This window comes from Arthrobacter sp. SLBN-122, assembly GCF_006715165.1.
Lineage (GTDB): Bacteria > Actinomycetota > Actinomycetes > Actinomycetales > Micrococcaceae > Arthrobacter.
This window is the reverse complement of sequence record NZ_VFMS01000001.1, coordinates 646,176-669,196: the sequence shown is the minus strand read 5'-3', so window position 1 is coordinate 669,196 and position 23,021 is coordinate 646,176. Positions and strand designations below refer to the sequence as shown.

Sequence of the window (23,021 nt, the reverse complement as noted above, 5' to 3'; positions counted from 1 at the left end):
ACAGCGCTGCACCCCCATTGCAATCCTCGGATCAGCGTAATCCCTGCGCCGGCCGGCTGCGAGTAGAACCGCGCTCGAAGGCGGGGGAGAAGTGCCCATGGCAGCATCACCGGGCGGCGGCAGGAGAGAACCCTAGACTGATGCCATGGAATCAGGTTCTGTCCTCGCCGTCTGCCGTGTCCACCAATTGATCGGGGACCAGGGGAACGTTGGCGTCACGGCCATCGACAAGCGCCCGGCAAAGGGGCCCGTGAAGGTCCACAAGCTGGGCCTGCGCGGCGACATCCAGGCAAACAGGGCGCACCACGGCGGGGAGGACCAGGCCGTCTACGCCTACTCCCAGGCCGACGCCGACTTCTGGGCCGGGACCCTGGGACGGGAACTGCCGCCGGGCTCCTTCGGCGAGAACTTGCGGGTGTCCGGCATCGAAGCCACCCACGCCGTCATCGGGGAACGCTGGAAGGTGGGGACCGGCGTCGAACTCGAAGTCACCTCCCCACGCACCCCCTGCGCCACGTTCCAGCGCCGCATGAAGGAGCCGCAGTGGGTGAAGCGGTTCACCGACGAGGGGCGGGTGGGGACGTACCTGCGCGTCATCCGCACCGGCAGCATCGGGGCCGGCGACACCATCGAACGGACGTTCGTGCCGCGGCACGGCGTCACCATCGGCAGATGGTTCAGCGCGCCGGACGCGGAGGTCATCGAGGCCCTCCGCCGTGCAGAGGCCGACGGCGAGATCAGGCTCCAGGACGAATACCACACCAAGTTCGAGGTGCTGCTGCGTCGGCTGGGGCAGTAGCACCCCCGCCCTGGGCGGGTTGTGTGCGCAAGCTCACCGCCGCCGTCGGACCCTGAATTGGCGGTCACTGGCGTCCATCCCTTACACTTGAAACATCCCCCACTCCGGAAATCCCTTATTCCTGCCCAATTTTTGAGGCAGGACTGGCAAGTGTTGGGGCCCGCGCAAGCGATGCGGGCATTTTCATAGGGAGAGCCGGCTAAAGAAAACGCTGTACAGACTGCTGGGATAGCAGCCAAGAGATGCAGCGCGAAGTCCTGCCACGGGATTGCGAAAGCGCCGGACTTCTGTGACCGGCCGGTCAACGTTTGCCCGGCATCATCGGCACGCGTACTGCGGCTCCGCTCACCTCGGGTAGTGCCGCCTGGCCCCCTATGGATGAGGAATATCTCCCTATGCCCGAAAATCAGAACGAAACCACCACCGAAGCAACCGCCGGCATCGAATTCACCGAGCCCGCTGCCCCCGCAGCAGAGGCCGACGGCGTAACCGCTGAAGCTCCCGAAGCCGCTCCGGCCGATGCCGCAGCGAAGGCCGAAGAAGCCCCGGCACTCAAGGCTGACGAGGACGAAGAAGACGGCGTGCGCTTCGCCGATCTCGGCATCGACGGCCGTGTCCTGGCTGCCCTGCAGGATGTCGGCTACGAAAAGCCGTCCCCCATCCAGGCAGCCACCATCCCGCTGCTGCTCGAAGGCCGCGACGTTGTGGGCCTGGCCCAGACCGGAACCGGTAAGACTGCAGCATTCGCAGTACCGGCACTGTCCCGCCTGGCCGAGCTCCACGACCTCAACGGCCCGTCCCGCAAGACCCAGGCCCTGGTCCTGGCCCCCACCCGTGAGCTTGCCCTCCAGGTGGCGGAAGCATTCACTTCCTACGCCAAGCACATCGACGACTTCACCGTGCTGCCCGTCTACGGCGGCTCCGCCTACGGCCCCCAGCTCGCCGGCCTGCGCCGCGGCGCCCAGGTGGTTGTCGGTACCCCCGGCCGCGTGATCGACCACATCTCCAAGGGTTCCCTGGACCTGTCAGAGCTCCAGTACCTGGTGCTGGACGAGGCTGACGAAATGCTGCGCATGGGCTTCGCCGAAGACGTGGAGCAGATCTTCCAGCAGACCCCGTCGGACCGCCAGGTTGCGCTGTTCTCGGCCACCATGCCGAGCCAGATCCGCCGCATGTCCAAGCAGTACCTGAACAACCCGGCCGAGATCTCCGTCAAGTCCAAGACCACCACCGGCGCCAACACCCGCCAGCGGTACCTGCAGGTCATGGGCCCGCACAAGCTCGACGCCATGACCCGCATCCTCGAGGTGGAAGAGTTCGACGGCGTCATCGCCTTCGTGCGCACCAAGATGGCCACCGAGGACCTGGCTGACAAGCTGAAGGCACGCGGTTTTCAGGCTGCCGCCATCAACGGCGACATCCCGCAGCAGCAGCGTGAGCGCACTGTGGACGCGCTGAAGGAAGGCCGGATCGACATCCTTGTGGCCACCGACGTCGCCGCCCGTGGCCTGGACGTGGAGCGCATCAGCCACGTGGTCAACTACGACATCCCGCACGACACCGAGTCCTACGTGCACCGTATCGGCCGCACGGGCCGCGCGGGCCGCAGCGGTGAGGCGATCCTGTTCATGACGCCGCGGGAGAAGTACCTGCTGCGCGCCATCGAAAAGGCCACCCGCCAGCCGGTGGAGCAGATGCACCTGCCCACCGCCGAGACCGTGAACTCGCTGCGCCTGGGCAAGTTCGCCGAGCGCATCACCGAGACCCTCGAGTCCGAGGACGTCTCGATGTTCCGCGACCTGATCTCTTCCTACGAGGAAGAGCACAAGGTGCCGGCAGCAGAAATCGCTGCGGCACTGGCCGTCATGGCCCAGGGCGGGCAGCCGCTGCTGGTCAAGGAACTGCCCGCTGCTCCCGAGTTCCAGAAGCGCGAACGCTCCAAGGACGGCTTCGGCTCCCGTGGACCCACCCGTGCGCTGACCGAGGGCAACGCCACCTACCGCATCGCGGTGGGCCGCCGCCAGCGCGTCATGCCCGGCTCCATCGTTGGTGCCATTGCCAACGAGGGCGGCATCTCCTCCGCGCAGATCGGCGGCATCGACATCCGCTCGGACCACTCCCTCGTGGAGCTTCCGGCCGACCTGAGCCCCGAGCAGCTGCGTGCACTGTCCCGCACCCGGATCGGCGGCGAGCTGATCCACCTCGAGCTGGACAACGGCCGCAAGCCCTCCGGTGACCGTGGCGCCTACCAGGGCAACCGCGGCGGCGAGCGTGGCGGCAACTTCAAGGGCAACGGCGGGTTCAAGAAGGAATTCCGCAAGAACGATGGCGAGCGGTCCTCCGCTGACCGTGGTGGTCGTTCGTACAGCGAGCGTTCCTTCAGCGACCGCGGCCAGGCCAGCGACTCCCGCTTCGGCGGGCACGGCGATGGCTCCCGCAAGCCCCGCAGCGGCGGCGACAGCGGACACCGCGACTTCAACCGCAAGGGCAAGTGGTAAACCACCCCTCGCGTTGAGGAATTGACGACGGCGATGGGCCGGCTTTCGAGCCGGCCCATCGGCGTTTAACGGCAGAGGTGTGGGACTGGCCACATTCCTGCCCCGACGCGGCGCCTAAGGGACCTTGGAAGGTGCTTGCCGCCGTCGTCCACTCTGCTGGCACCGGCCCCTCCAGCCGCGGAATTCCGAGGAAAAAGGCCCTCCCGGGGCGCGCAAAAGCGCGATCGCGATGGCCCCGGAAGGGCTCTTGGCGTCGATTTGTTGGTGCGGAAATCTTCCGGTAGAGTATTTACTCGTTGCCCCCCTAGCTCAGTGGTAGAGCGCGTTCTTGGTAAGAACGAGGTCACCGGATCGATTCCGGTGGGGGGCTCTGAATGAGGGCCTGCGTCAAGGCGGTTTGACCGGCTTGACGCAGGTTTTTCTCATTCGTGGCGGTGTAGCTCAGTTGGTTAGAGCGCACGACTCATAATCGTGAGGTCGGGAGATCGAGCCTCCCCACCGCTACAGGCTAAGCCCCCGGATTCCGCAAGGATCCGGGGGCTTTCCTGTTTCCCGGATCCGGGGGAGCCCGAATCGACTCTCTAAAGCATCTTCGCTGCAGATATTCACCTGCGCGGCGCACATATGGGGGTCCTAATGTAATTCGGGGGGCGAAAAGGAACACGTGAGTCGTGACAGGGTGCTCCATTGCGCAGTAGCTTGGCAGCAACGTGCGGATGGGGGATCGGTGGACTTTTTCACGGCGGTAATGGAGCCGTTCCGGTGGCTGGTGTCCGCCATCATGGTGGCTTTCCACGACGGGATGAGTGCCCTGGGCATGCCGGCTGCGGGCGGATGGACGTGGACGCTGTCCATCATCGGGCTGGTGCTGGTCATCCGCGCGGCGCTGATCCCGGTGTTCCTGGCCCAGGTGCGGGCCCAGCGCAGGATGCGGCTCCTGCAGCCGGACCTCAAGGAACTCCAGGACAGGTACAAGGGCAGGACGGACCAGGCATCGCGGCAGGCCATGGCCCAGGAGCAGATGGCCCTGTACAAAAAACACGGCACCAACCCGTTCTCGGCGTGCCTGCCACTGTTGATCCAGGCGCCGTTTTTCCTGGCGCTTTTCCAGGTGCTGTCAGGAATTTCCAATGCATCCCGCCAGGGTGAAGGCATCGGGGTGATGGGCCACGACCAGGTGGTCCAGTTCGACTCGTCCAGCATCTTCGGGGCGCCGCTGTCAGCTTCCCTGCTGCACGGCGGCGGCGAGCCGGCCGCAGTGGCCGTGCTCGCCGTCGTCATGATCCTGGTGATGATCGCCAGCCAGTTACTGACCCAGAAACTTGTGGCGGCGCGGACCATGGCCGGGCAGGATCCTGACAGCCCGCTGATGCGCCAGCAGCGGATCCTCCTCTATGTGCTGCCGTTGATTTTCGGCGTGGGCGGGATCTTCTTCCCCATCGGCGTCCTGGTCTACTGGGCGGTCTCGAACCTCTGGACCCTGGGGCAGCAGTCCCTGGTGTCCCGTCGGGCGTGAGCGCGCCGTCAGCGGCCGGCCAATGCCTGCGCCTGCTCCTTCAGGAAGTCGCTGACGGACTTTGGCTTGATCCCCCGCTGGCGGAGGGGCTTGTCGTCCCAGGTGGCCTCCTCGATATCTGAGGACAGCCCGGCCCCCAGCGCAGAAGCCATGGCGTCGTTTCTGCTTTTCAACATGAGGGTGGCCAGCCGCGCCACGGGGCGCGGCATGCGCTGCACTTTCATGCGGTGGTGGGCCAGTTCTCCTGCCAGCCCAATGATCTCTTTCTTGGTCAACGGCTCAGGTCCGCCCACGTCGATCTCAGCCGGCGGATCCGGCTCCACCGCCACAGCGGAGAGGAGGGCGGCAATATCCTCAGTGGACACCAGCCGACGGGGGTTATCGCCCCTGCCGATGACGGCTGCCTTTCCCGCTGCGAGGTCGAACCGTGCGGCGCGGCTGAGTTGGATCTCCTGCAAGCCGTCGGAGCGGACCACCACGGCCCGCATGGGCGAGTTGGCCAGGCGCCGCTCAATGGCGAGCTTGGCCTGTTCCAGCGGGGTCCGGAGGCTCGCGCTGCCGATCGGGAAGGACAGGTAGACAAAGCGTTGCACGCCGGCGGCCTCCGCGGCATCGACAAGATGGCCCATGCCCACCTGGTCGACGTCCCGAATGGTGGCGGAGCTGGTCCCCGCAAACCGGCGGGTGATTGCTGTTGCCGTGGCAATCACCGTTTCGACGCCCTCGCATGCGGGCGGAAGTGTGGCAGGTTCAGTGAGATCTCCGCGCACAACTTCCGCGCCGATCGCACGGAGCGATGAATCGTCGGTGCTGGGCCGGACCAGGCAGCGGACATCCTGTCTGGATTCACGCAGCAGCCGGGCCACCCGGCCACCCAGGTCACCCGTGGCCCCGACCAGGAGGATCATGGCCGTGCTCCGTCCGGGTCGGCACCTGCTACGGCCCGGACCGCGGCATTCACATCCGCCGAGTCCCTTTCGACAGGCTCCAGGTAGAACCTGACGGCAGAGATCCGGTCGGCGCGGATGCTGAAGATTGCCACGCCGGCCTGCTCGACAGCGCTGCCGTCCAGGCGGGTGCCGTGCGATCCCCATTCGATCCATACCTTGCCGCCGGTGCCGGTTGCCGAGTCCAGCACTGTCACGGTCATGTCGGGGACCCCTGCAAACAGAGCGGACCAGTTCTTCCGGACCTGCATGCTTCCGGTGAAGCGGCGGCCGGGGTGGTTGGGGGTGATGTTGACGTAGTCGTCTGCGAACTCGGCCATCATGGCATCGAGGTCGCGCCGCTGTGTTGCGGAAAACATTCGGCGCACAGGGCCGTCGGGGAGGCGGTCCACGCCGTCTGGCGTGTCCATGGAAAGCTCCTTGGTGCCTCGCTGGGCGAGGCCATGACCTGTTAGATTAATTTAAATACAGTTAGCTGTATTGATTGGAGTTTAAGACCGTATGCAGAGCCCCGTCAATGCCTCCGGGAAACGCACTGTCACGCGCGGTTATGACGCACGGCGGCGGCGGCAGCTCGCCGCGGAGTCGCTGCACAGCGTCCGGACGCACGCGAGGGAGCTGTTCCTCACACAGGGATTTGGCGCGACGACCATTGCGGAGATTGCGCGTGCAGCAGGGGTGTCAGCCGAGTCGGTCTACAAAAACTTCGGCAGCAAGGCGGGGCTGGTCCGCGCCATCTACGAGGAGAGCCTCCTCGGTGCGGGTGGACCGCCGGCCGAGCAGAGGTCCGATCTTGCCCAGATGACGGAAACGGATCCTGTGGTCCTCATGGAGCAATTCGGCCGGTTCACCACGGAGATCAGTCCCATCGGCGCCCCAATCTACCTCCTCATCAGGGATGCGTCGGCCAGCGGGGACGCTTCCATGGCGGCGCTGCTGCGTGATGTCGACGAGGCCCGTTACCGCCGGATGCTGCACAATGCGCGGCAGCTGGTGGGCAGGGGGCTCCTTAGGCCGGGCCTCGGCACCGCCGAGGCCGCCGACGTCATGTTCACGTCCACCACGGCGGAACTTTACGAGACCCTGGTGATCAAGCGGGGATGGTCCGCCGAACGCTATGGCACGTTCATCGCCCGGACCCTCTCAGCGAACCTGCTCTGACCCAACCGGCCGCCAAACTTCCCGGGTGGCCCTGTTCCCTGCGGGATTCCACCGGCAGAATGGGCCCATGTCGAACCTGATCTACTCCGCAATCATGTCCATCGACGGTTACACGGCAGACAGGGACGGCAACTTCAACTGGTCCGCGCCCGATGAGGAAGTGCACGCCTTCATCAACGACCTGGAGCGGGATGTGGGCACCTACCTTCTGGGGCGGCGGATGTACCAGGTGATGTCCGTCTGGGAAACCATGGGCACTGCTGAGGACCCGCCGGTCATCCAGGACTACGCGCGCATCTGGCAGGGGGCGGACAAGGTGGTGTACTCCACGTCGCTGGACAGCGCCGCTGCACCCCGGACCCGGCTGGAGCGGCAGTTCCGCCCGGCGGCGGTGGAGGACCTGAAGGCCGCCGCAGACCGGAGCATCAGCATCGGCGGCCCCACTCTCGCGGCCCACGCCCTCAAGGCCGGCCTCGTGGACGAGTGCCAGTTCTTCATCAATCCGGTTGCCGTGGGCGGCGGCCTGCGTTTCTTCCCGGAGGGGCTGGAGGCAAAGTTCCAGCTGCTGGACGAGCAGCGGTTCGGAAACGGTGTGGTCTACCTGCGCTACGGAGCCCGCTGAACCGCCGGCGCGCCCGCCCGGGGCTGTACTGCGAAGAGGGTGAACAACAGGGCCGCCAGGGCTGTGCCCACCAGCAGGAGCAGCCCGATTGAATAGCTGCGGGTTGCAGCGTCATAGGTCGCGCCCATGACCAGCGGTGGAAAGTAGCCGCCCAGTCCGCCGGCTGCGCTCACGATGCCGCTGATGCTGCCCACTTTTCCGGCCGGCGACAGGACGCCGACCCAGGCGAAGACGCCTCCCGTCCCTAAACCCAGTGCGGCCGCCATGGCAACGAACGTGGCACCGGCGGGGACCTCGCCGTCGGGCCGCATGTTTACCACCCAGCCCAGGACCGCGACGGCGGCAAGGGCTGCGATCACCACCGGCTTGGGGCCGAGCTTGTCCGCGAGGACACCGCCCACCGGACGGGCAAGGACAGCGGCCAGGGCAAAACCGGCGGTCCGGGCGCCCGCACCGGCGGGATCGAAACTGTAGACGTCCCGCAGGTATGTGGGCAGGTAGGTGGCAAAGGACACGAAACCGCCGAAGACCACCGCGTAGAGGAAGCACATCTTCCAGGTCACCGGCGTCCTGGCGGCATCAAGGAGCTTGGGCAGCACCGGAGCGTGGTTAGGTGCCCAGTCCGGGGATTCCTTCATGAGGAACCAGACGAGCACGGCCATCGCGGCCAGGACACCGGCGATCAGCAGGTGCGTGGGAAAGTATCCGATCCCGGCAACGAGCCGGGGATTCAGGAAGGCCGCCAGCGCGGTCCCGCCCATTCCCGCGCCGAAAACACCAGTGGCGAAGCCGCGGCGGGCCGGTTCATACCAGGCGCTGACGAAGGGGATCCCGACGGCGAACACGGTGCCTGCCACGCCAAGCAGCAGCCCGGCGCCCAGTACCAGCGCGAAGGAGCTCAGGAGCCCGCCGACCGACACCAGGAGCAGGGGAGGGATGGCGGCCAGCAGCACCACGGTGAACATTGCCCGGCCGCCGTATTTGTCGGTCAGGGCGCCCACCACGATCCTGCCCAGTGAACCGACAAACACCGGCATGGCCACCAGGATCCCGGTGGTGGCCGGCGTAAGCTCCAGGTTTTTGGTGTAGAACGCGCCGAGCGTGGCTACGGAGTTCCATGCCCAGAAACCTGCCACGGACGCCGCCGTCGCAAGCGCCAGGTTCAGCGCCCTGCCGCTGCCCGGCGTTGATGTTGTTCCGGCCACTGCTGCTCCTCACTGCATCGTCAAAAGCAATCCGCCGGTCAGCGGTTGCGGGTGTCCCGGTCCGGCGTGCCCACGGCGGACCAGCCCCGGCCCTTCGTTTCCCTGTCCCGCGAGCGGTAGACGATGTACGGGCGGAAGAGGTAGTGCAGGGGCGCGGTGAAGGCGTGCACCAGCCGCGTAAACGGCCAGATGACGAACAGCGCCATTCCCACCAGGGTGTGCAGGTGGAAGGAGAACGGCGCAGCGGCCATAGCCGCGATGTCCGGCTGGAAGATGAACAGCGAGCGGAACCACGGTGCCACTGTCTCCCGGTAGTTGTGCCCGTGTTCGCCCTCGAAGATGCTGGCCAGCGTGGTCCACAAACCGAAGACGATGGCAGCGGTCAGCACCACGTACATGGTCTTGTCGTTCTTGGTGGTGGCCATGAATACCGGCCCGGTGGTGCGGCGCCGGTAGATCAGCAGGGCAATGCCGCCCAGCGTTGCCACCCCGGCGATGCCGCCCACCAGCAGGGCGTTGAAGTGGTAGAACTCCTGGCTCATGCCCACCGCCTGGGTCCACGCCATCGGGATCACCAGTCCGAAGAAGTGCCCGGCGATGACGGCCAGCAGCCCGAAGTGGAACAGCGGCGAGGCGATCCGCAGGAGCCTGGACTCGTAGAGCTGGGAGGACCTGGTGGTCCAGCCGAACTGGTCGTACTTGTACCGCCAGATAAGCCCGCCCACCAGCACCACCGCCATGACGTAGGGCAGGACGCCCCACAGGACGGTGTCCCAGGAGTTAAGGACGACGGCGGCGCCTGGCCCGGTCGGGAACGTCCCGTTGAGTGCCGGCATGGTCATGACCCCCTGACCGGCAGCAGCCGTGGGTCGTAGGGATCCAGTCCCACGCGTTCGGTGGGTGGACCGTACCCAGCCATGCGCATCACTTCCTGCTCGTCCTGGGGTGACTTCCCGGGCAAAGTGGCGCAGATGGCAGCCAGGATCGCGGCGTGCGGCAGGTTGTCCCGCAGCAGCCCGAGCCGGAGCATTTCCAGGCTGGCCCGGTAGCGCTGCAACAATGTCCGTCCGGCGGCGGGATCCACCCGGGCGGCGAATTCCAGCACCATGGGCAGGTAGTCGGGCAGCTCCCCGTCCAGGTCCACCAGGACGCCGCTGTGCCGGTAGGCCTCCTTGAACAGGCCCAGCACCTCACCCCGGCGCCGGGTGTCCCCGTCCGTCCAGTAGCTCAGGTGCAGGGCGTGCCGCCGGCCCAGGTCGAACTCGCGCACGTAGTGCGCCTGGCTCTCCATCAGCGGCATGGACTCCAACGCGTCCAGCACCTCCCGGAAATGTTCGACGGCGCCAGCGAACTCTGCGAGCGCGGCGCGCATCAGCGGCACCTTGCCCAGGAGGTCCTGGTCCGGATAGGACAGGCACCAAGCACCCGCCATGTAAAGCACCTGGTCGCGGCGGCTCACGGCTGGTCCTCGGCAGCAGCCAAGGTGCCCGGTTCAGGCCCCTTATCCGGGAAGAGCCCGGGCGGCGCCCCGCGGCCGTCCCAGTTCAGCAGGTTCACCCGTCCCTTAAGGCTGGTGCCGGCCGCGATCTCGTCGGTGGTCTGCCGGTCCTTGAGCGCGTTGAAGGTGTCCACGGCAACCGGGACAGGCCTGCCGCTCGCCTCACCGAACGGCGAGGAATCCTGCATGCCCGGGCCGCCGTCGAAATCCAGCGAGCAGCCCATCTCCTCCAGGTCGTGCGCCTGCTCCACGTGCGCCTTGGGGATGACATACCGTTCGTCGTACTTGGCGATGGCCATCAGCCGGTACATCTCGTACATCGTCTGTCCGTCCATGCCCACGGACTCGGGGATGGACTCGTCCGGATCGTTGCCCATGCTGATCCCGCGCATGAAGGACCGCATGGCCGCGAGCTTCCGCAGCACTAGAGTGACCCGGTCCGCGTCCCCGGCCGTGAAGAGTTCTGCAAGGTACTCCACCGGGATGCGCAGCGCGTCGATGGCGCCGAACAGGTTGCCGTGGTCCTCGCCGTCGTGCCCCTGGTCCCGTAGCAGGTCCACCACGGGGGACAGCGGCGGCACGTACCAGACCATCGGCATGGTCCGGTATTCGGGGTGCAGCGGCAGCGCCACCTTGTAGACCTTGGCCAGGGCGTACACCGGCGAGCGCCGGGCGGCGTCGATCCAGTCCTCCGGGATATCCTGCGCCCGGGCGGCCGCCTGGACCTCGGGATCGTGGGGGTCCAGCAGCACGTCCATCTGGGCGTCGTAGAGTTCCTGCGGATCGGTGACGGACGCCGCCGCGGTGACGGCGTCGGCGTCGTACAGGAACAGCCCCAGGTACCGCAGCCTGCCCACGCACGTCTCTGAACACACGGTGGGAATCCCCACCTCTACCCGGGGGTAGCAGAAGGTGCACTTCTCCGCCTTGCCGGTCTTGTGGTTGAAGTAGATCTTCTTGTACGGGCACCCGGTGACACACTGCCGCCAACCGCGGCACTTGTCCTGGTCCACCAGGACAATCCCGTCCTCCACCCGCTTGTAGATCGCGCCGGAGGGGCACGAGGCCATGCAGGACGGGTTCAGGCAGTGCTCGCAGATCCGCGGCAGGTAGAACATGAACGTCTGCTCGTAGGCGAACTTGATCTTGTCCTCGGACTCCCGCCGGACCTTCTCCACCATCGGGTCCAGGTGGCCGTGCTCCGCGGAGCCGCCCAGGTTGTCATCCCAGTTTGCGGACCAGGTGACCTTGGTGTCCTCGCCGGTGATCAGGGACTTGGGCCGGGCCACCGGGAAGTCGTCGCCGAGGGGTGCGTCCACCAGGGTTTTGTAGTCGTAGGTCCACGGCTCGTAGTAGTCCTTGAGCTCGGGCTGGACCGGGCTGGCGAAGAGCCCGAACATCTTTTTCACCCTGCCGCCGGCTTTGAGGACCAGCTTGCCGCGCTTGTTGAGGTCCCAGCCGCCCCGCCACTTGTCCTGGTCCTCGTACCGGCGCGGGTAGCCCTGCCCGGGACGCGTCTCCACGTTGTTGAACCAGACGTACTCGGTGCCCGCACGGTTGGTCCAGGCCTGCTTGCAGGTGACCGAACACGTGTGGCAGCCGATGCACTTGTCCAGGTTCATCACCATGCCCATCTGAGCCATGACTCGCATCAGTACTGCACCTCCTGTGAGCGGCGGCGGACCGTGGCCACCATGTCGCGCTGGTTTCCGGTGGGGCCGAGGTAGTTGAAGGCGTAGGCCAGCTGGGCGTAGCCGCCGATCAGGTGCGAGGGTTTCACCAGCAGCCTGGTCACCGAGTTGTGGATGCCGCCGCGCCGGCCGGTGGCTTCGGACTTCGGCACGTCAATGGTGCGTTCCTGGGCGTGGTGAACGTAGACGACGCCGGCAAGCATCCGGTGGCTGACGATGGCCCTGGCCACCAGGACGCCGTTGATGTTCAGGCACTCCACCCAGTCGTTGTCCTTGACCTGGATGGAGTCGGCGTCGGCCGGGCTCATCCAGACCGTGGGCCCGCCGCGGGAGAGCGAGAGCATCAGCAGGTTGTCCTGGTATTCGGAGTGGATGGACCACTTGGAGTGCGGCGTCAGGTACCGGACCACCACTTCCAGTTCCCCGTTCCGGCCGAGTTTGGGTTCGCCGAAGAGCCGGTGCATGTCCAGCGGCGGCCGGTAGATGGGGAGCCCCTCGCCGATGTCCGTGATCCAGTCGTGGTCCAGGAAGAAGTGCATCCGGCCGGTCAGGGTGTGGAAGGGTTTGAGCCGTTCGATGTTGATGGTGAACGGGGCGTAGCGGCGGCCGCCTGTCTCCGAACCGGACCATTCCGGCGAAGTGATCACCGGGACCGGCGCTGCCTGCGTTTGGCTGAAGGTGATGAACTTTTCCTCCGAGCCCTCGGACAGGTCCGCCAGTTTCCGCCCCGTCCGGACTTCCAGGTCCTTGAAGCCCTGCACTGACAGCTGGCCGTTCGTGGTGCCGGAGAAGGCCAGGATTGCTTCCGCCATTTTCGCGTCAGTGTCCATCGCCGGGCGGCCGTCCGCGGCGCCGCCCAGCATCACGCCGTTGGCGTGGCTGAGCCGGTTCAGCGCGCCGTCGAGTTTGTAGGTGACGTTCTTGACGGTGAAGCCGAGCCTGTCCGCCAGGGGTCCGACGGCGGCGAGCTTGTCCGCGATGGCCGTATAGTCCCGCTCCACCACCGAGAAGACGGGCATGTTCTGGCCGGGAACAGCGGGGATGTCCGTTCCCCGCCAGTCCCGCACGATCCCGCCGGGCTGGGCCAGCTGGCCGGGGGTGTCGTGCTGCAGCGGCACGCTCACCAGGTCCTTCCGGACGCCCAGGTGGGTCCGGGCCAGCCGGGAGAATTCGCGGGCCAGCAGGTGGAAGGTGTCAAAGTCGGTCTTGGTTTCCCAGGGCGGGTCGATGGCCGGGGTGAACGCGTGCACGAACGGGTGCATGTCCGTGGAGGAGAGATCATGCTTCTCGTACCAGGTGGCGGCGGGGAAGACGACGTCGGAGAGCAGCGTGGTGGAAGTCATCCGGAAGTCTGCAGAGACCAGGAGGTCCAGCTTTCCTTCCGGTGCCTTTTCGTGCCACTTCACGTGCGTGGGTTTGAGGCCTTCGGCGTGGTCCTGGCCCAGCACGTTGTTGTGCGTGCCCAGCAGGTTCCGCAGGAAGTACTCGTTGCCTTTTGCCGAGGAACCGAAGAGGTTGGAGCGCCACAGCACCAGGGTGCGGGGCCAGTTTTCCGGGGCGTCCACGTCCTCGATGGCCGGGTTCAGCGTGCGGTTCTTGAGCGCATCCGCAATGTAGCTGGGCGTGTCCTTGGCGGTTCCGGCGGCGACGGCGGCCTCCGCCTCGTCCGCGAGGTCCAGGGGGTTGCGGTCGAACTGGGGATAGAACGGCATCCAGCCGAGCCGCGCGGACTGTGCGATGGCGTCCGCGGTGTGCAGGCCGTCCATGGCGCCGGTGGAGAGGGGTGATTTCAGGGCGTCGGCGGAGTAGCCGTCCTGCCGCCACTGGTCCGTGTGCATGTACCAGTAGCCGGTGCCGATCATGGTGCGCGGCGGCCGCGACCAGTCCAGCGCGTTGGCCAGGGACACCCAGCCGGTGACCGGCCGCGTCTTCTCCTGCCCCACGTAATGCGCCCAGCCGCCGCCGTTCCGGCCCATGCAGCCGGTGAGCATCACCAGTGCAAGGATTGCCCGGTACGTGGTGTCGCCGTGGAACCACTGGCAGATGCCCGCTCCCATGATGATCATGGAGCGGCCCTTGGATTCCTCGGCGTTCCGCGCGAATTCGCGGGCCACGCGGATGCAGGCCTGGGCCGGAACGGAGGTGATTTCCTCCTGCCACCCGGGCGTGTAGGGTGTGGCGGCGTCGTCATAGCCGGCGGCCCAGTCCCCGGGCAGGCCCTCGCGGCCCACCCCGTACTGGGCGAGCATCAGGTCGAACACGGTGGTGGCCAGCTGGCCCTCCACCTCGATCACGGGCACCCCGCGCCGGAGCACGCTGCCGGTGCCGTCCGCCTGCTCGAAGCATGGAAGCAGGATCTCGGCGCTCTCACCCGAGACCTCCCGCAGGGACAGCGCCGGCTCGATCCCCTCGAGGTCCAGGTTCCATTTTCCCTCGCCGCTGCCCGAGTAGCGGAAGCCCATGGAACCGTTCGGGACGGCCGGCCGGCCGGCCTTTTTGTCGAACAGGACGGTGCGGAACGCCGCATCCTCAGCCCCGGACTCCGCCGGGATGTCCCTGGCGGCGAGGAATTTCGACGGCGTGAGGACGCCGTCGTCGCGCCTTTCCAGTCTGACCAGGAAGGGCAGGTCGGTGTACTGCTTCACGTAGTCGGTGAAGAAAGGGACCTGCCGGTCCACGAAGAACTCCTTGAGCATGACGTGGCCCATGGCCATGGCCAGCGCGGCATCGGTGCCGGCCTGGGCTGGGAGCCACTCGTCCGCGAACTTGGTGTTGTCCGCATAGTCCGGGCTGACGGTGACCACCTTGGTGCCTCGGTAGCGCACCTCAGCCATCCAGTGTGCGTCCGGCGTGCGGGTGACGGGGACGTTGGAGCCCCACATCATGAGGTAGCGTGCGTCCCACCAGTCCCCGGATTCAGGGACGTCAGTCTGGTCCCCGAACACCTGCGGGCTGGCCACCGGAAGGTCCGCGTACCAGTCGTAGAAGGAGGTCATCACCCCGCCAATAAGCTGGATGAAGCGGGTACCCACGGCGTGCGAGACCATGGACATGGCGGGAATGGGCGAGAAGCCGGCGCAGCGGTCCGGGCCATAGGTCTTGATGGTGTTCACGTGCGCGGCAGCCGCGATTTCGACCGCTTCCTGCCACGAAACCCGCACCAGGCCGCCCTTGCCGCGGGCCTGCTGGTAGCGGCGGCGACGTTCCGGATCCGCCGCTATCTCCGCGAAGGCGAGCACCGGGTCCCCCAACCGGGCCTTGGCCTCGCGGTACATCTCCACCAGGACGCCGCGGGCATACGGAAAGCGGACCCGGGTGGGGGAGTAGGTGTACCAGGAGAAGGCCGCCCCGCGCGGGCAGCCCCTGGGTTCGTATTCAGGGCTGTCCGGGCCCACCGAGGGGTAGTCGGTCTGCTGGGATTCCCAGGTGATGATGCCGTCCTTGACGTACACCTTCCAGGAGCAGGAGCCGGTGCAGTTCACGCCGTGGGTGGAGCGGACCACCTTGTCGTGGCTCCACCGGTCGCGGTAGAAGACGTCCCCCTTGCGGCCGCCCTCCCGGAAGACCGCCCTGCCGTCGTCGGTCTGGTCCCACCGTGTGAAAAAACGGCCCAGCTTCAACATTGCTTCTGATGCGGGTCCATCTAACCCCGCATGGGGTCCGGCAGCCATGCCCCCAAGCTAGGCAGGTGCCTTCAGTCGGGATAGGGCATAACGGCCCTGTTCAGGCTCACGCAGCTTCTGCATCCAGGTGCCTGCAGGCAGAATGGGTCCATGACACGCATCGCCATTATTGGCGGCCACGGCAAAGTGGCCCTCCTCCTGTCCCAGCTCCTCACCGGCGAAGGCCACTCGGTTACATCGTTCATCCGGAATCCGGACCATGCCGGGGACGTCGCCGACACCGGCGCCTCGCCGTCAGTCCTGGACGTGGAGAATGCCACGACGGCGGAAATCGCCGACGCGCTGGCTGGCCACGACGCCGTGGTCTGGTCCGCCGGTGCCGGCGGCGGCAGTCCCGAGCGCACCTATGCAGTGGATCGGGATGCCGCCATCCGCTCGATGGATGCTGCTGCCCAGGCCGGCGTGAACCGGTATGTCATGGTGTCCTACTTCGGCGCCGGCAAGGACCACGGGGTGCCGGAAGACAGCAGCTTCTTTGCCTACGCGGAAGCCAAGGCGGCCGCGGACGAGTATCTGCGCGGCACCGGGCTGGCGTGGACCATCCTTGGGCCCAGTGCCCTGACCAACAAACCCGGTGCCGGACGGATCGCCGTTGATCCCTCCCCGGAGGACGAGCAGGAAACCTCACGGGTCAATGCGGCGATCGTCGCAGCCGCAGTACTTGACCTGCCCCAGACGGCGGGGCGGACCATCGAGTTCTGCGACGGCACGCTGCCCGTGGCGGCCGCGCTGGAGCCGGGCGCCTAACGGCCGGGGAAGCGGCTCATGGACCAGCTCGCCCTCATCATCGGACTGCTGCTGGCCACGGTGGTGGCTGTGGGCCTGGGGGACCGGCTGAAGCTGCCGTACCCGGTCCTGATGCTCCTCCTGGCAGTGGCGCTGACCTTCATCCCGGGCTTTCCTGACCTGGAGATTGCCCCAGAGCTCATCCTGCCCATCTTCCTGCCGCCATTGTTGTTTGCCACCGCCCAGCGGAGTTCGTGGGCGGTGTTCCGGGTCCGGTGGCGCACGCTGATCCTGATGGCCGTGGCCCTGGTGGTCATCAGCACGGCGGTTGTGGCCGGCGCGGCATGGCTGATGATTCCCGGCATAGGGGTTCCCGCGGCCATCGCCCTCGGGGCCATGGTGGCGCCCCCGGATCCTGTGGCCGTGGAGTCGGTGGCGGGCCGGGTGCACATGCCGCGCCGCCTGATCACGGTCCTTCAAAGCGAAGGATTATTCAACGACGCCGCCGCCATCGTGATCTTCCAGGCGGCCGTGGCCGCCGCCGTGGGCGGAACCAGGGTGCAGGCTGACGTCGTCCCGAAGTTCCTGGTGGGCGCGGCGCTTGCCGTCCTGGTGGGCATCGCCATGGGCTGGCTGATCGCCCTGGTCACCCGGCTGGTCACATCAATGGTGGCCCGTAGCGCTGTGACCTTGGTGGTGCCTTTCGCCGCCTACATCCTCGCCGAGGAGATGCACGCCTCAGGCGTCATTGCCGTGGTGGTAACCGCCCTTGAAATGCAGCGCCACGCCCGCCCGCAGGACGCGGCCGAACGCGTCACGCGGACTGCTTTTTGGGATGTGGTGGAACTGCTGGTCACCGGGCTGGCCTTCGGCCTGGTGGGGCTGGAAATCCGCCATGTGGTCCGCGATGAGGGGACGGAAATCTTCGGCATGATCGGGGTGGCCGTCGTGGTCTGCGTCCTGGTCTTCGCGGTCCGCTTCCTGTGGCTGGGTGTCCTGGCCCTTGGCGCCCGAAACCGCCGGAACCTTCTGCAGCCCACGTCCCTGAAGGAAGTCCTCATCCTGACCTGGTGCGGCATGCGCGGGCTGGCCACCCTGGCATTGGCCCTGGCCCTGCCGCTCACCCTGGCTGATGGGACGCCTTTCCCGGGCCGGGACTACCTGCTGGTGATTGCCTGCGCGGTGCTGCTTGCCACGCTGGTCCTTCCCGGGCTGTCGCTGCCGTGGCTGATGCGGGTCCTCAAGGCCTCCGAGGACGGTACGGCAGAGCGCGACGCCGTCCGGCTGCTGGCCACACGTGCGCAGGCAGCAGCGGTCGCGGCCCTGAAGCAGCACGATCTGATGACGGACCTGCCGCCGGAGAAAGTGGCGCTGGTCAGGGACCGGATGCGGCGCCTGCACGCGGATCTGACGGACGGGAGCCTGCGGAACGAACCGCTGGCGGAAAAGCGCCAGCGGGGTCGTGAGCTGGCCATCGCCGTGCAGACCATCGCGCTTGACGCGGCGCGGCAGAAAGTGGTGGCGGCCCGCAACGAGCCGGACATGGACCCGGAGGTGGCGGACCGGGTGCTCCGTCAGCTGGACCTGCGGACCATGGTCATGCCGGAGTAACGGGTTCAGCCCGGAGTAACGGGCCCCGCCAGTACGAGGTCCAGCGAGTTCCCCTCCACGTAGTCCAGGGCGCGGCGCACCGCGCCCACCGTCACGATGGAATCGCCCAGCGGGGATACTGCCACGCGGGCGGGGGTGGCTGTGTATTCAGCCAGGCGCTCGCTGATGGGGTCAAGGAGCACGTGGGCGGAATCTGCCACACCGCCGCCGATTACCACCAGCTCGGGGTTGAGCAGGGTGGCCACGGTCCCTATCACCCTCGCCATCCTGTCCGCCAGCCGGTCCAGGATGCCCAGCGCCACAGCGTCACCCTGTTCCGCAGCGGCGAAGACCTGCTCTGCCTCCACCCGCCCGAGCTGGACGTTGCGGAGGGCTGTGGGGCTGTCCGTGGCCAGGGCTTCGGCCGCCCAGGTACGGGCAAGGTGCGCTATGCCGTAGGTGTCACCCACCCCTTCCACCAGATCCAGGTACGCGAGTTCCCCGGCGCTGCCGCGTGTTCCGTGGACCAGCCGGCCGCCCTCAACGATGCCTGAACCCAGCCGTTCGCTGGCCAGGATCACCACCACGTCGTCAATCGCCGCGGCCGCACCCTGCCAGCGGTCACCCAGGGCTGCGAGGTTGGCGTCGTTTTCCAGCAGCACGGTCCAGCCGCGGGTTTCCTTGAGGGCCGCCCGCAGTCCCAGGTCGAACAGCCCCCAGAATGTCTGCGTGGCAACCACGTCGCCGTGCCGGTCCACCGGCGCGGCAACCCCCGCGCACACGGCCAGCACCTGTCCTGGTTCCGCTCCTGCGGAGCCCAGGGCGGCCATGGCCACGCCGTCGATAAAGGCGATGCGTTCCCGGGAGCCCACCTCGCCGGCCTGGAAGGGGCGGCTGGACCGTCCCAGGGTCTTGCCCCGGAGATCCGATACCACCGCGGTGACCTTGGCGTAGCCGATGTCCATGCCCAGGACCACGCCTGCGCGCTCGTTGAGTTCGAAGCGGCGTGCCGGACGGCCCTTCTGGTACCCGCCGAATTCGCGCTGGTTCTCCCGCTCCAGGACCCAGCCTCGGCGGACCAGGTCCTCGCAGACGGCGATGGTGGTGGCGCGGGTCAGGCCGGTTGCTGCCATGACGTCCGTGACGGTCACAGCGGCCGAGGCGCGCAGGAACTCCAGGACTGCGCCGGCACTGACCCGCCGCAGCAGCTGGGGAGTCGCCGGAACCAGTTCAGGCATGCTGTTGACCTTCCTGTACAAAGCACCAGATAATACTTGGGAAAGTAAATTTAGATTCAATATAAATGTACCCTGCTGCACAGAAAAGGATCACCCCTTGTCCACCACTGCCACGCTGGCAACCCTGTCCGACTCCGACCGCCCGGCCGACGCCAACTGGTGGCGCCAGGCCTCCGTCTACCAGATCTATCCGCGCAGCTTTGCGGACTCCAACGGCGATGGCATCGGTGACCTGAAGGGCATCACCGCCAAGGTCCCGTACCTGAAGTCGCTGGGCATCGACGCCGTCTGGCTGAGCCCGTTCTACCCCTCCGCGCTGGCGGACGGCGGCTATGACGTGGACGACTACCGCGACGTGGACCCCAAGCTGGGCACGCTGGACGACTTCGACGAAATGGCCGCCGCGCTGCACGAGGCCGGCATCAAGCTGATTGCGGACATCGTCCCCAACCACTCCTCCAACCGGCACAAGTGGTTCCAGGAGGCACTTGCCTCGCCAAAGGGATCCCCGGCACGCGACCGCTACATCTTCCGTGACGGCAAAGGCCACAACGGTGAGTTCCCGCCGTCGGACTGGGACTCGGTGTTCGGCGGGCCCGCCTGGGAGCGCATCACCGAACCGGACGGCACCCCCGGCCAGTGGTACATGCACATCTTTGCCAAGGAACAGCCGGACCTGAACTGGTCCAACCGCGAGATCCGGGATGACTTTCTGAAGACCCTGCGCTTCTGGTCCGACCGCGGCGTTGACGGTTTCCGCGTCGACGTGGCCCACGCCCTCACCAAGGACCTCACCGAGCCGCTGCTCTCCAAGCTGGAACTGAGCGCCGCCAACACCGGCGTGGACGGATTCGACGACGGAACGCACCCGTTCTGGGACCGCGACGAGGTCCACGAGATCTACGCCGAATGGCGCGAAGTGTTCAACGAGTACAACCCGCCGCGCACCGCCGTCGCCGAAGCCTGGGTGCACGCCACCCGGCGTGCCCGCTACGCCAGCCCCCAGGGCCTCGGCCAGGCGTTCAACTTCGACCTGCTCCAGGCCGACTTCGACGCCGCCGAATACAAGGAGATCATCACCCGCAACCTGGCCGAGGCCGCCGCCACCGGCGCCTCCTCCACGTGGGTGTTCTCCAACCACGACGTCGTGCGGCACGCCACCCGCTACGGGCTGCCCCAGGTGGCCAAGGAAAAGGCCGGCGCCAAGGGCCAGGACGGCAAGGATTGGCTGCTGGCCGGCGGCCCCAAGGACCAGCTGGACGTTGAACTGGGCGAGCGCCGTGCACGGGCCGCCACCCTCCTGATGCTCGCCGTTCCCGGATCCGCCTACCTCTACCAGGGCGAGGAACTGGGCCTTCAGGAAGTGGCCGAGATTCCCGAATCGGAACGGCAGGATCCGTCCTTCTTCCGCAACAAGGGCGTGGAAATCGGCCGCGACGGCTGCCGCGTCCCACTGCCCTGGAAGGTGGAGGGCACGTCCTTCGGCTTTGGCGAGGGCGGCTCCCACCTGCCGCAGCCGGACTGGTTCAGCAAGTACGCGGTTGAGGCCCAGGACGGGACCGATGGCTCCACCCTGGAGCTCTACCGCAAGGCCCTGAAGCTCCGCCGCGAACTGATGACGGACGAGGCGCTCGAGTGGGCCGAAAACGGGAACCCGGATGTCCTGCACTTCAAGCGGCCCAACGGCTGGCAGTCCGTGACCAACTTCGGGAACACCGCCGTCGAGCTTCCGGCCGGCGAGGTGCTGGTCAGCAGCGGCCCGCTGGAGGACGGCAAGCTGCCGGCCAACACCACCGCCTGGCTGCGTTGAGTTGGGCCTGGTTGGAGTCCTGGGAAGGCCGGCTGTCCTGATGGGGGAGCGGGCCTGATGCAGGAAGTCATCTACGGATGCATGGGACTGGGCGGCAGCTGGTCTGACGAGCCACATGGAAGCCACCATGTGGACCAGGCCGCTGCGGCCGTCCAGGCGGCCCTGGACGCCGGGATCACCCTGTTCGACCATGCGGACATCTACCGCAGCGGCAAGTCCGAAGCTGTGTTCGGCGAGGTCCTGGCCGCCACTCCGGGCCTGCGGGAGCGGATCCGGCTGCAGACCAAGTGCGGCATCCGGCTGAACGAACGTGGCCTGCAGACCCACTACGACCTGAGCCGGGAGGCCATCCTGGAACGGGTCAACGGCAGCCTGGAACGGCTCCGGACCGGCTACGTGGATATCCTCCTGCTGCACCGCCCCGACCCCCTGGCGGACCCCGCGGAGGTGGCATCGGCCGTCGGGCAGCTCATGGACGAAGGCAAGGTCCGGCAACTGGGTGTGTCCAACATGTCCGCAGCGCAGATTGAGGTGCTGCAGGACCGGCTGGAAACCCCGGTGGTGGCCAATCAGCTGGAGATGAGCCTGCTCAAGCGGGCATGGCTGGAAAGCCAGGTCCTGGTCAACCACCCGGAACACCTGGACTACAGCTTCCCGCATGGGACGGTGGAGTACTGCGTCCGCAACAACATCACCCTGCAGGCGTACGGCTCCCTGGCCCGCGGCGTCTATACAGGGGCGGAACCCGACAGCCCCACCTCAGCCGACGCGGCAACTGCCGAACTCGTGGCGGAGCTTGCGGCACAGTACGGCACCTCCGGTGAGGCTGTCCTGCTCGGCTGGCTGATGAAGCATCCAGCCGGGATCGCACCGGTGATCGGAACGGTTAACCTGGACCGGATCCGGGCCTGCGCTGACGCGGCCCGGGTGGCGCAGGCCCTCAGCCGCGCCGACTGGTACAAACTCTGGGTCACGGCGCGCGGGAGCAACATCCCCTGACCCCTCCCAACTGGGTAGCAGCAGGTGTCGTTATGGAGCCTCATAACGGCACCTGCTGCTACCTACATGTCCCAGAGGCATCAGTCATATCCCGTTTAGTTCGTATTGAACCTCACAAGCTGGCCCTTTTCTTCGCCGTGCCGGTTGCGGGGCGGATACTGTAGAAAGCATGACGTCTACCATCGCCGCCGAAACCGTTAGGCCGGAACGCAATATCCCCGCAGAGATCGCCCGTTCCTGGTTGCTGGTCAATGCCATGAAGCCGGAGCTTTTCGACCAGTCGGCCGTCTCCCGTGCCGACTCGATCATCCTGGATATTGAAGATGCGGTGGACCCGTCCCAGAAGGACCAGGCCCGCGGCAACGTGATTGACTGGCTGACCGCCGGCGGCAAGGCCTGGGTCCGGATCAATGACGCCACCAGCCCGTTCTGGGCCGATGACCTCGCCGGGCTGCGCGGCACCCCGGGCCTGCTGGGCGTCATGCTCGCCAAGACCGAATCCGCGGACCAGGTCACCGAGAGCTTCCACCGCATGGACGGCAAGACCCCGGTGATCCCCCTGGTGGAATCCGCCCTCGGCATCGAGGAAGCCAACCACATCGCCAAGGCCCAGGGCGCGTTCCGCCTGGCCTTCGGTTCCGGCGACTTCCGCCGCGACACGGGCATGGCCGCCACCCCGGAAGCCATGGCCTACCCGCGCGCCAAGCTCGTGGTCGCCAGCCGGGTGGGCAACCTGCCCGGCCCCATCGACGGCCCCACCGTCGGCACCAACCACCCCATCCTGCGCGAGCAGACCGGCATCACCGTAATGATGGGCATGACGGGCAAGCTGTGCCTGGCCATCGACCAGACGCCGGTCATCAACGAGGTCATCAGCCCCACGCCGTCGGACGTCGCCTGGGCCACCGACTTCATGAACGACTTCGAAGCCAACGGCCGCGTCATCCGCGACGGCTCCGACCTGCCCCGCCTGGGCCGCGCCGAGAAGATCATGAAGCTCGCCGTAGCCTTCGGGGTGCAGCCCGCGCTGTAGCCCCA

Annotated in this window: 18 protein-coding genes and 2 tRNA genes; 12 read left to right on the top strand and 8 right to left on the bottom strand. The window is 66.9% G+C overall.

What is annotated here, in order from left to right; translation table 11 throughout:
* Positions 1-145 precede the first annotated feature (145 nt).
* The 5 genes from FBY36_RS03085 (at position 146) to yidC (ending at position 4,813) form a co-directional block, all read left to right on the top strand.
* On the top strand, positions 146-799 hold the full coding sequence (locus FBY36_RS03085; protein ID WP_142117291.1) for an MOSC domain-containing protein: 654 nt from the start codon (positions 146-148) through the stop codon (positions 797-799).
* A 395-nt stretch (positions 800-1,194) separates the two neighbouring features.
* Complete coding sequence (locus tag FBY36_RS03080; RefSeq protein ID WP_142117290.1) at positions 1,195-3,297, top strand: DEAD/DEAH box helicase; 2,103 nt, start codon at positions 1,195-1,197, stop codon at positions 3,295-3,297.
* Between the two features lie 298 nt (positions 3,298-3,595).
* A tRNA-Thr gene (locus FBY36_RS03075) sits at positions 3,596-3,667 on the top strand.
* A gap of 60 nt (positions 3,668-3,727) precedes the next feature.
* A tRNA-Met gene (locus FBY36_RS03070) sits at positions 3,728-3,801 on the top strand.
* 223 nt (positions 3,802-4,024) lie between these two features.
* Positions 4,025-4,813, top strand: a complete 789-nt coding sequence (gene yidC, locus FBY36_RS03065) for a membrane protein insertase YidC (RefSeq protein WP_142117289.1) — start codon at positions 4,025-4,027, stop codon at positions 4,811-4,813.
* 8 nt (positions 4,814-4,821) lie between these two features.
* Here yidC and FBY36_RS03060 read toward each other — a convergent pair whose 3' ends face one another.
* Both FBY36_RS03060 and FBY36_RS03055 read right to left on the bottom strand, forming a co-directional pair.
* Positions 4,822-5,721, bottom strand: coding sequence for an SDR family oxidoreductase (locus tag FBY36_RS03060; RefSeq protein ID WP_142117288.1), 900 nt, complete (start codon positions 5,719-5,721; stop codon positions 4,822-4,824).
* Entirely contained in the window at positions 5,718-6,170 is a 453-nt protein-coding gene (locus FBY36_RS03055; protein WP_142117287.1) for a nuclear transport factor 2 family protein, read from the bottom strand. The genes FBY36_RS03060 and FBY36_RS03055 overlap by 4 nt, the downstream gene beginning before the upstream one ends.
* Before the next feature lie 91 nt (positions 6,171-6,261).
* Here FBY36_RS03055 and FBY36_RS03050 point away from each other — a divergent pair, with 91 nt between their 5' ends.
* Positions 6,262-6,921: a TetR/AcrR family transcriptional regulator gene (locus FBY36_RS03050; protein WP_142117286.1), complete on the top strand. Its 660-nt coding sequence runs from the start codon at positions 6,262-6,264 to the stop codon at positions 6,919-6,921.
* Positions 6,922-6,988: 67 nt separating this feature from the next.
* Positions 6,989-7,543 carry a dihydrofolate reductase family protein gene (locus FBY36_RS03045; RefSeq protein WP_142117285.1) on the top strand — a complete coding sequence of 185 codons (555 nt, stop codon included), beginning with the start codon at positions 6,989-6,991 and terminating at the stop codon, positions 7,541-7,543.
* Here FBY36_RS03045 and FBY36_RS03040 read toward each other — a convergent pair.
* From FBY36_RS03040 to FBY36_RS03020, 5 genes are read right to left on the bottom strand one after another with little or no spacing between them, the layout of a single operon-like run.
* Positions 7,528-8,748, bottom strand: coding sequence for an MFS transporter (locus tag FBY36_RS03040; RefSeq protein WP_142117284.1), 1,221 nt, complete (start codon positions 8,746-8,748; stop codon positions 7,528-7,530). The two genes, FBY36_RS03045 and FBY36_RS03040, sit on opposite strands and share 16 nt — an antisense overlap.
* Before the next feature lie 38 nt (positions 8,749-8,786).
* Positions 8,787-9,584, bottom strand: coding sequence for a respiratory nitrate reductase subunit gamma (narI, locus tag FBY36_RS03035; protein WP_142122452.1), 798 nt, complete (start codon positions 9,582-9,584; stop codon positions 8,787-8,789).
* A 2-nt stretch (positions 9,585-9,586) separates the two neighbouring features.
* Positions 9,587-10,207 (bottom strand): nitrate reductase molybdenum cofactor assembly chaperone, encoded by a 621-nt coding sequence (gene narJ, locus FBY36_RS03030; protein WP_142117283.1) that lies wholly within the window; start codon positions 10,205-10,207, stop codon positions 9,587-9,589.
* Positions 10,204-11,898 (bottom strand): nitrate reductase subunit beta, encoded by a 1,695-nt coding sequence (narH, locus tag FBY36_RS03025; protein WP_142117282.1) that lies wholly within the window; start codon positions 11,896-11,898, stop codon positions 10,204-10,206. The genes narJ and narH overlap by 4 nt, the downstream gene beginning before the upstream one ends.
* A complete protein-coding gene (locus FBY36_RS03020) occupies positions 11,898-15,608 on the bottom strand; it encodes a nitrate reductase subunit alpha (protein ID WP_142117281.1) in 3,711 nt (1,236 codons plus the stop codon). Before FBY36_RS03020 ends, narH begins: the two co-directional genes overlap by 1 nt.
* Positions 15,609-15,710: 102 nt before the next feature.
* Here FBY36_RS03020 and FBY36_RS03015 point away from each other — a divergent pair, with 102 nt between their 5' ends.
* Entirely contained in the window at positions 15,711-16,367 is a 657-nt protein-coding gene (locus FBY36_RS03015) for an NAD(P)H-binding protein (protein WP_142117280.1), read from the top strand.
* An 18-nt stretch (positions 16,368-16,385) separates the two neighbouring features.
* Positions 16,386-17,957: a Na+/H+ antiporter gene (locus FBY36_RS03010; protein WP_142117279.1), complete on the top strand. Its 1,572-nt coding sequence runs from the start codon at positions 16,386-16,388 to the stop codon at positions 17,955-17,957.
* Positions 17,958-17,962: 5 nt separating this feature from the next.
* Here FBY36_RS03010 and FBY36_RS03005 read toward each other — a convergent pair whose 3' ends face one another.
* A complete protein-coding gene (locus tag FBY36_RS03005; protein WP_142117278.1) occupies positions 17,963-19,174 on the bottom strand; it encodes an ROK family transcriptional regulator in 1,212 nt (403 codons plus the stop codon).
* 97 nt (positions 19,175-19,271) lie between these two features.
* On the opposite strand from FBY36_RS03005, the gene FBY36_RS03000 reads away from it, so the two are divergent.
* From FBY36_RS03000 to FBY36_RS02990, 3 genes are all read left to right on the top strand, one after another.
* The gene (locus FBY36_RS03000) at positions 19,272-20,984 is read left to right on the top strand and encodes a glycoside hydrolase family 13 protein (protein WP_142117277.1); all 1,713 of its coding nucleotides are present in this window, start codon (positions 19,272-19,274) and stop codon (positions 20,982-20,984) included.
* A 57-nt stretch (positions 20,985-21,041) separates the two neighbouring features.
* Positions 21,042-21,983: an aldo/keto reductase gene (locus FBY36_RS02995; protein WP_142117276.1), complete on the top strand. Its 942-nt coding sequence runs from the start codon at positions 21,042-21,044 to the stop codon at positions 21,981-21,983.
* 169 nt (positions 21,984-22,152) lie between these two features.
* The gene (locus tag FBY36_RS02990; protein ID WP_056334094.1) at positions 22,153-23,016 is read left to right on the top strand and encodes an HpcH/HpaI aldolase/citrate lyase family protein; all 864 of its coding nucleotides are present in this window, start codon (positions 22,153-22,155) and stop codon (positions 23,014-23,016) included.
* The last annotated feature ends 5 nt before the right edge of the window (positions 23,017-23,021 follow it).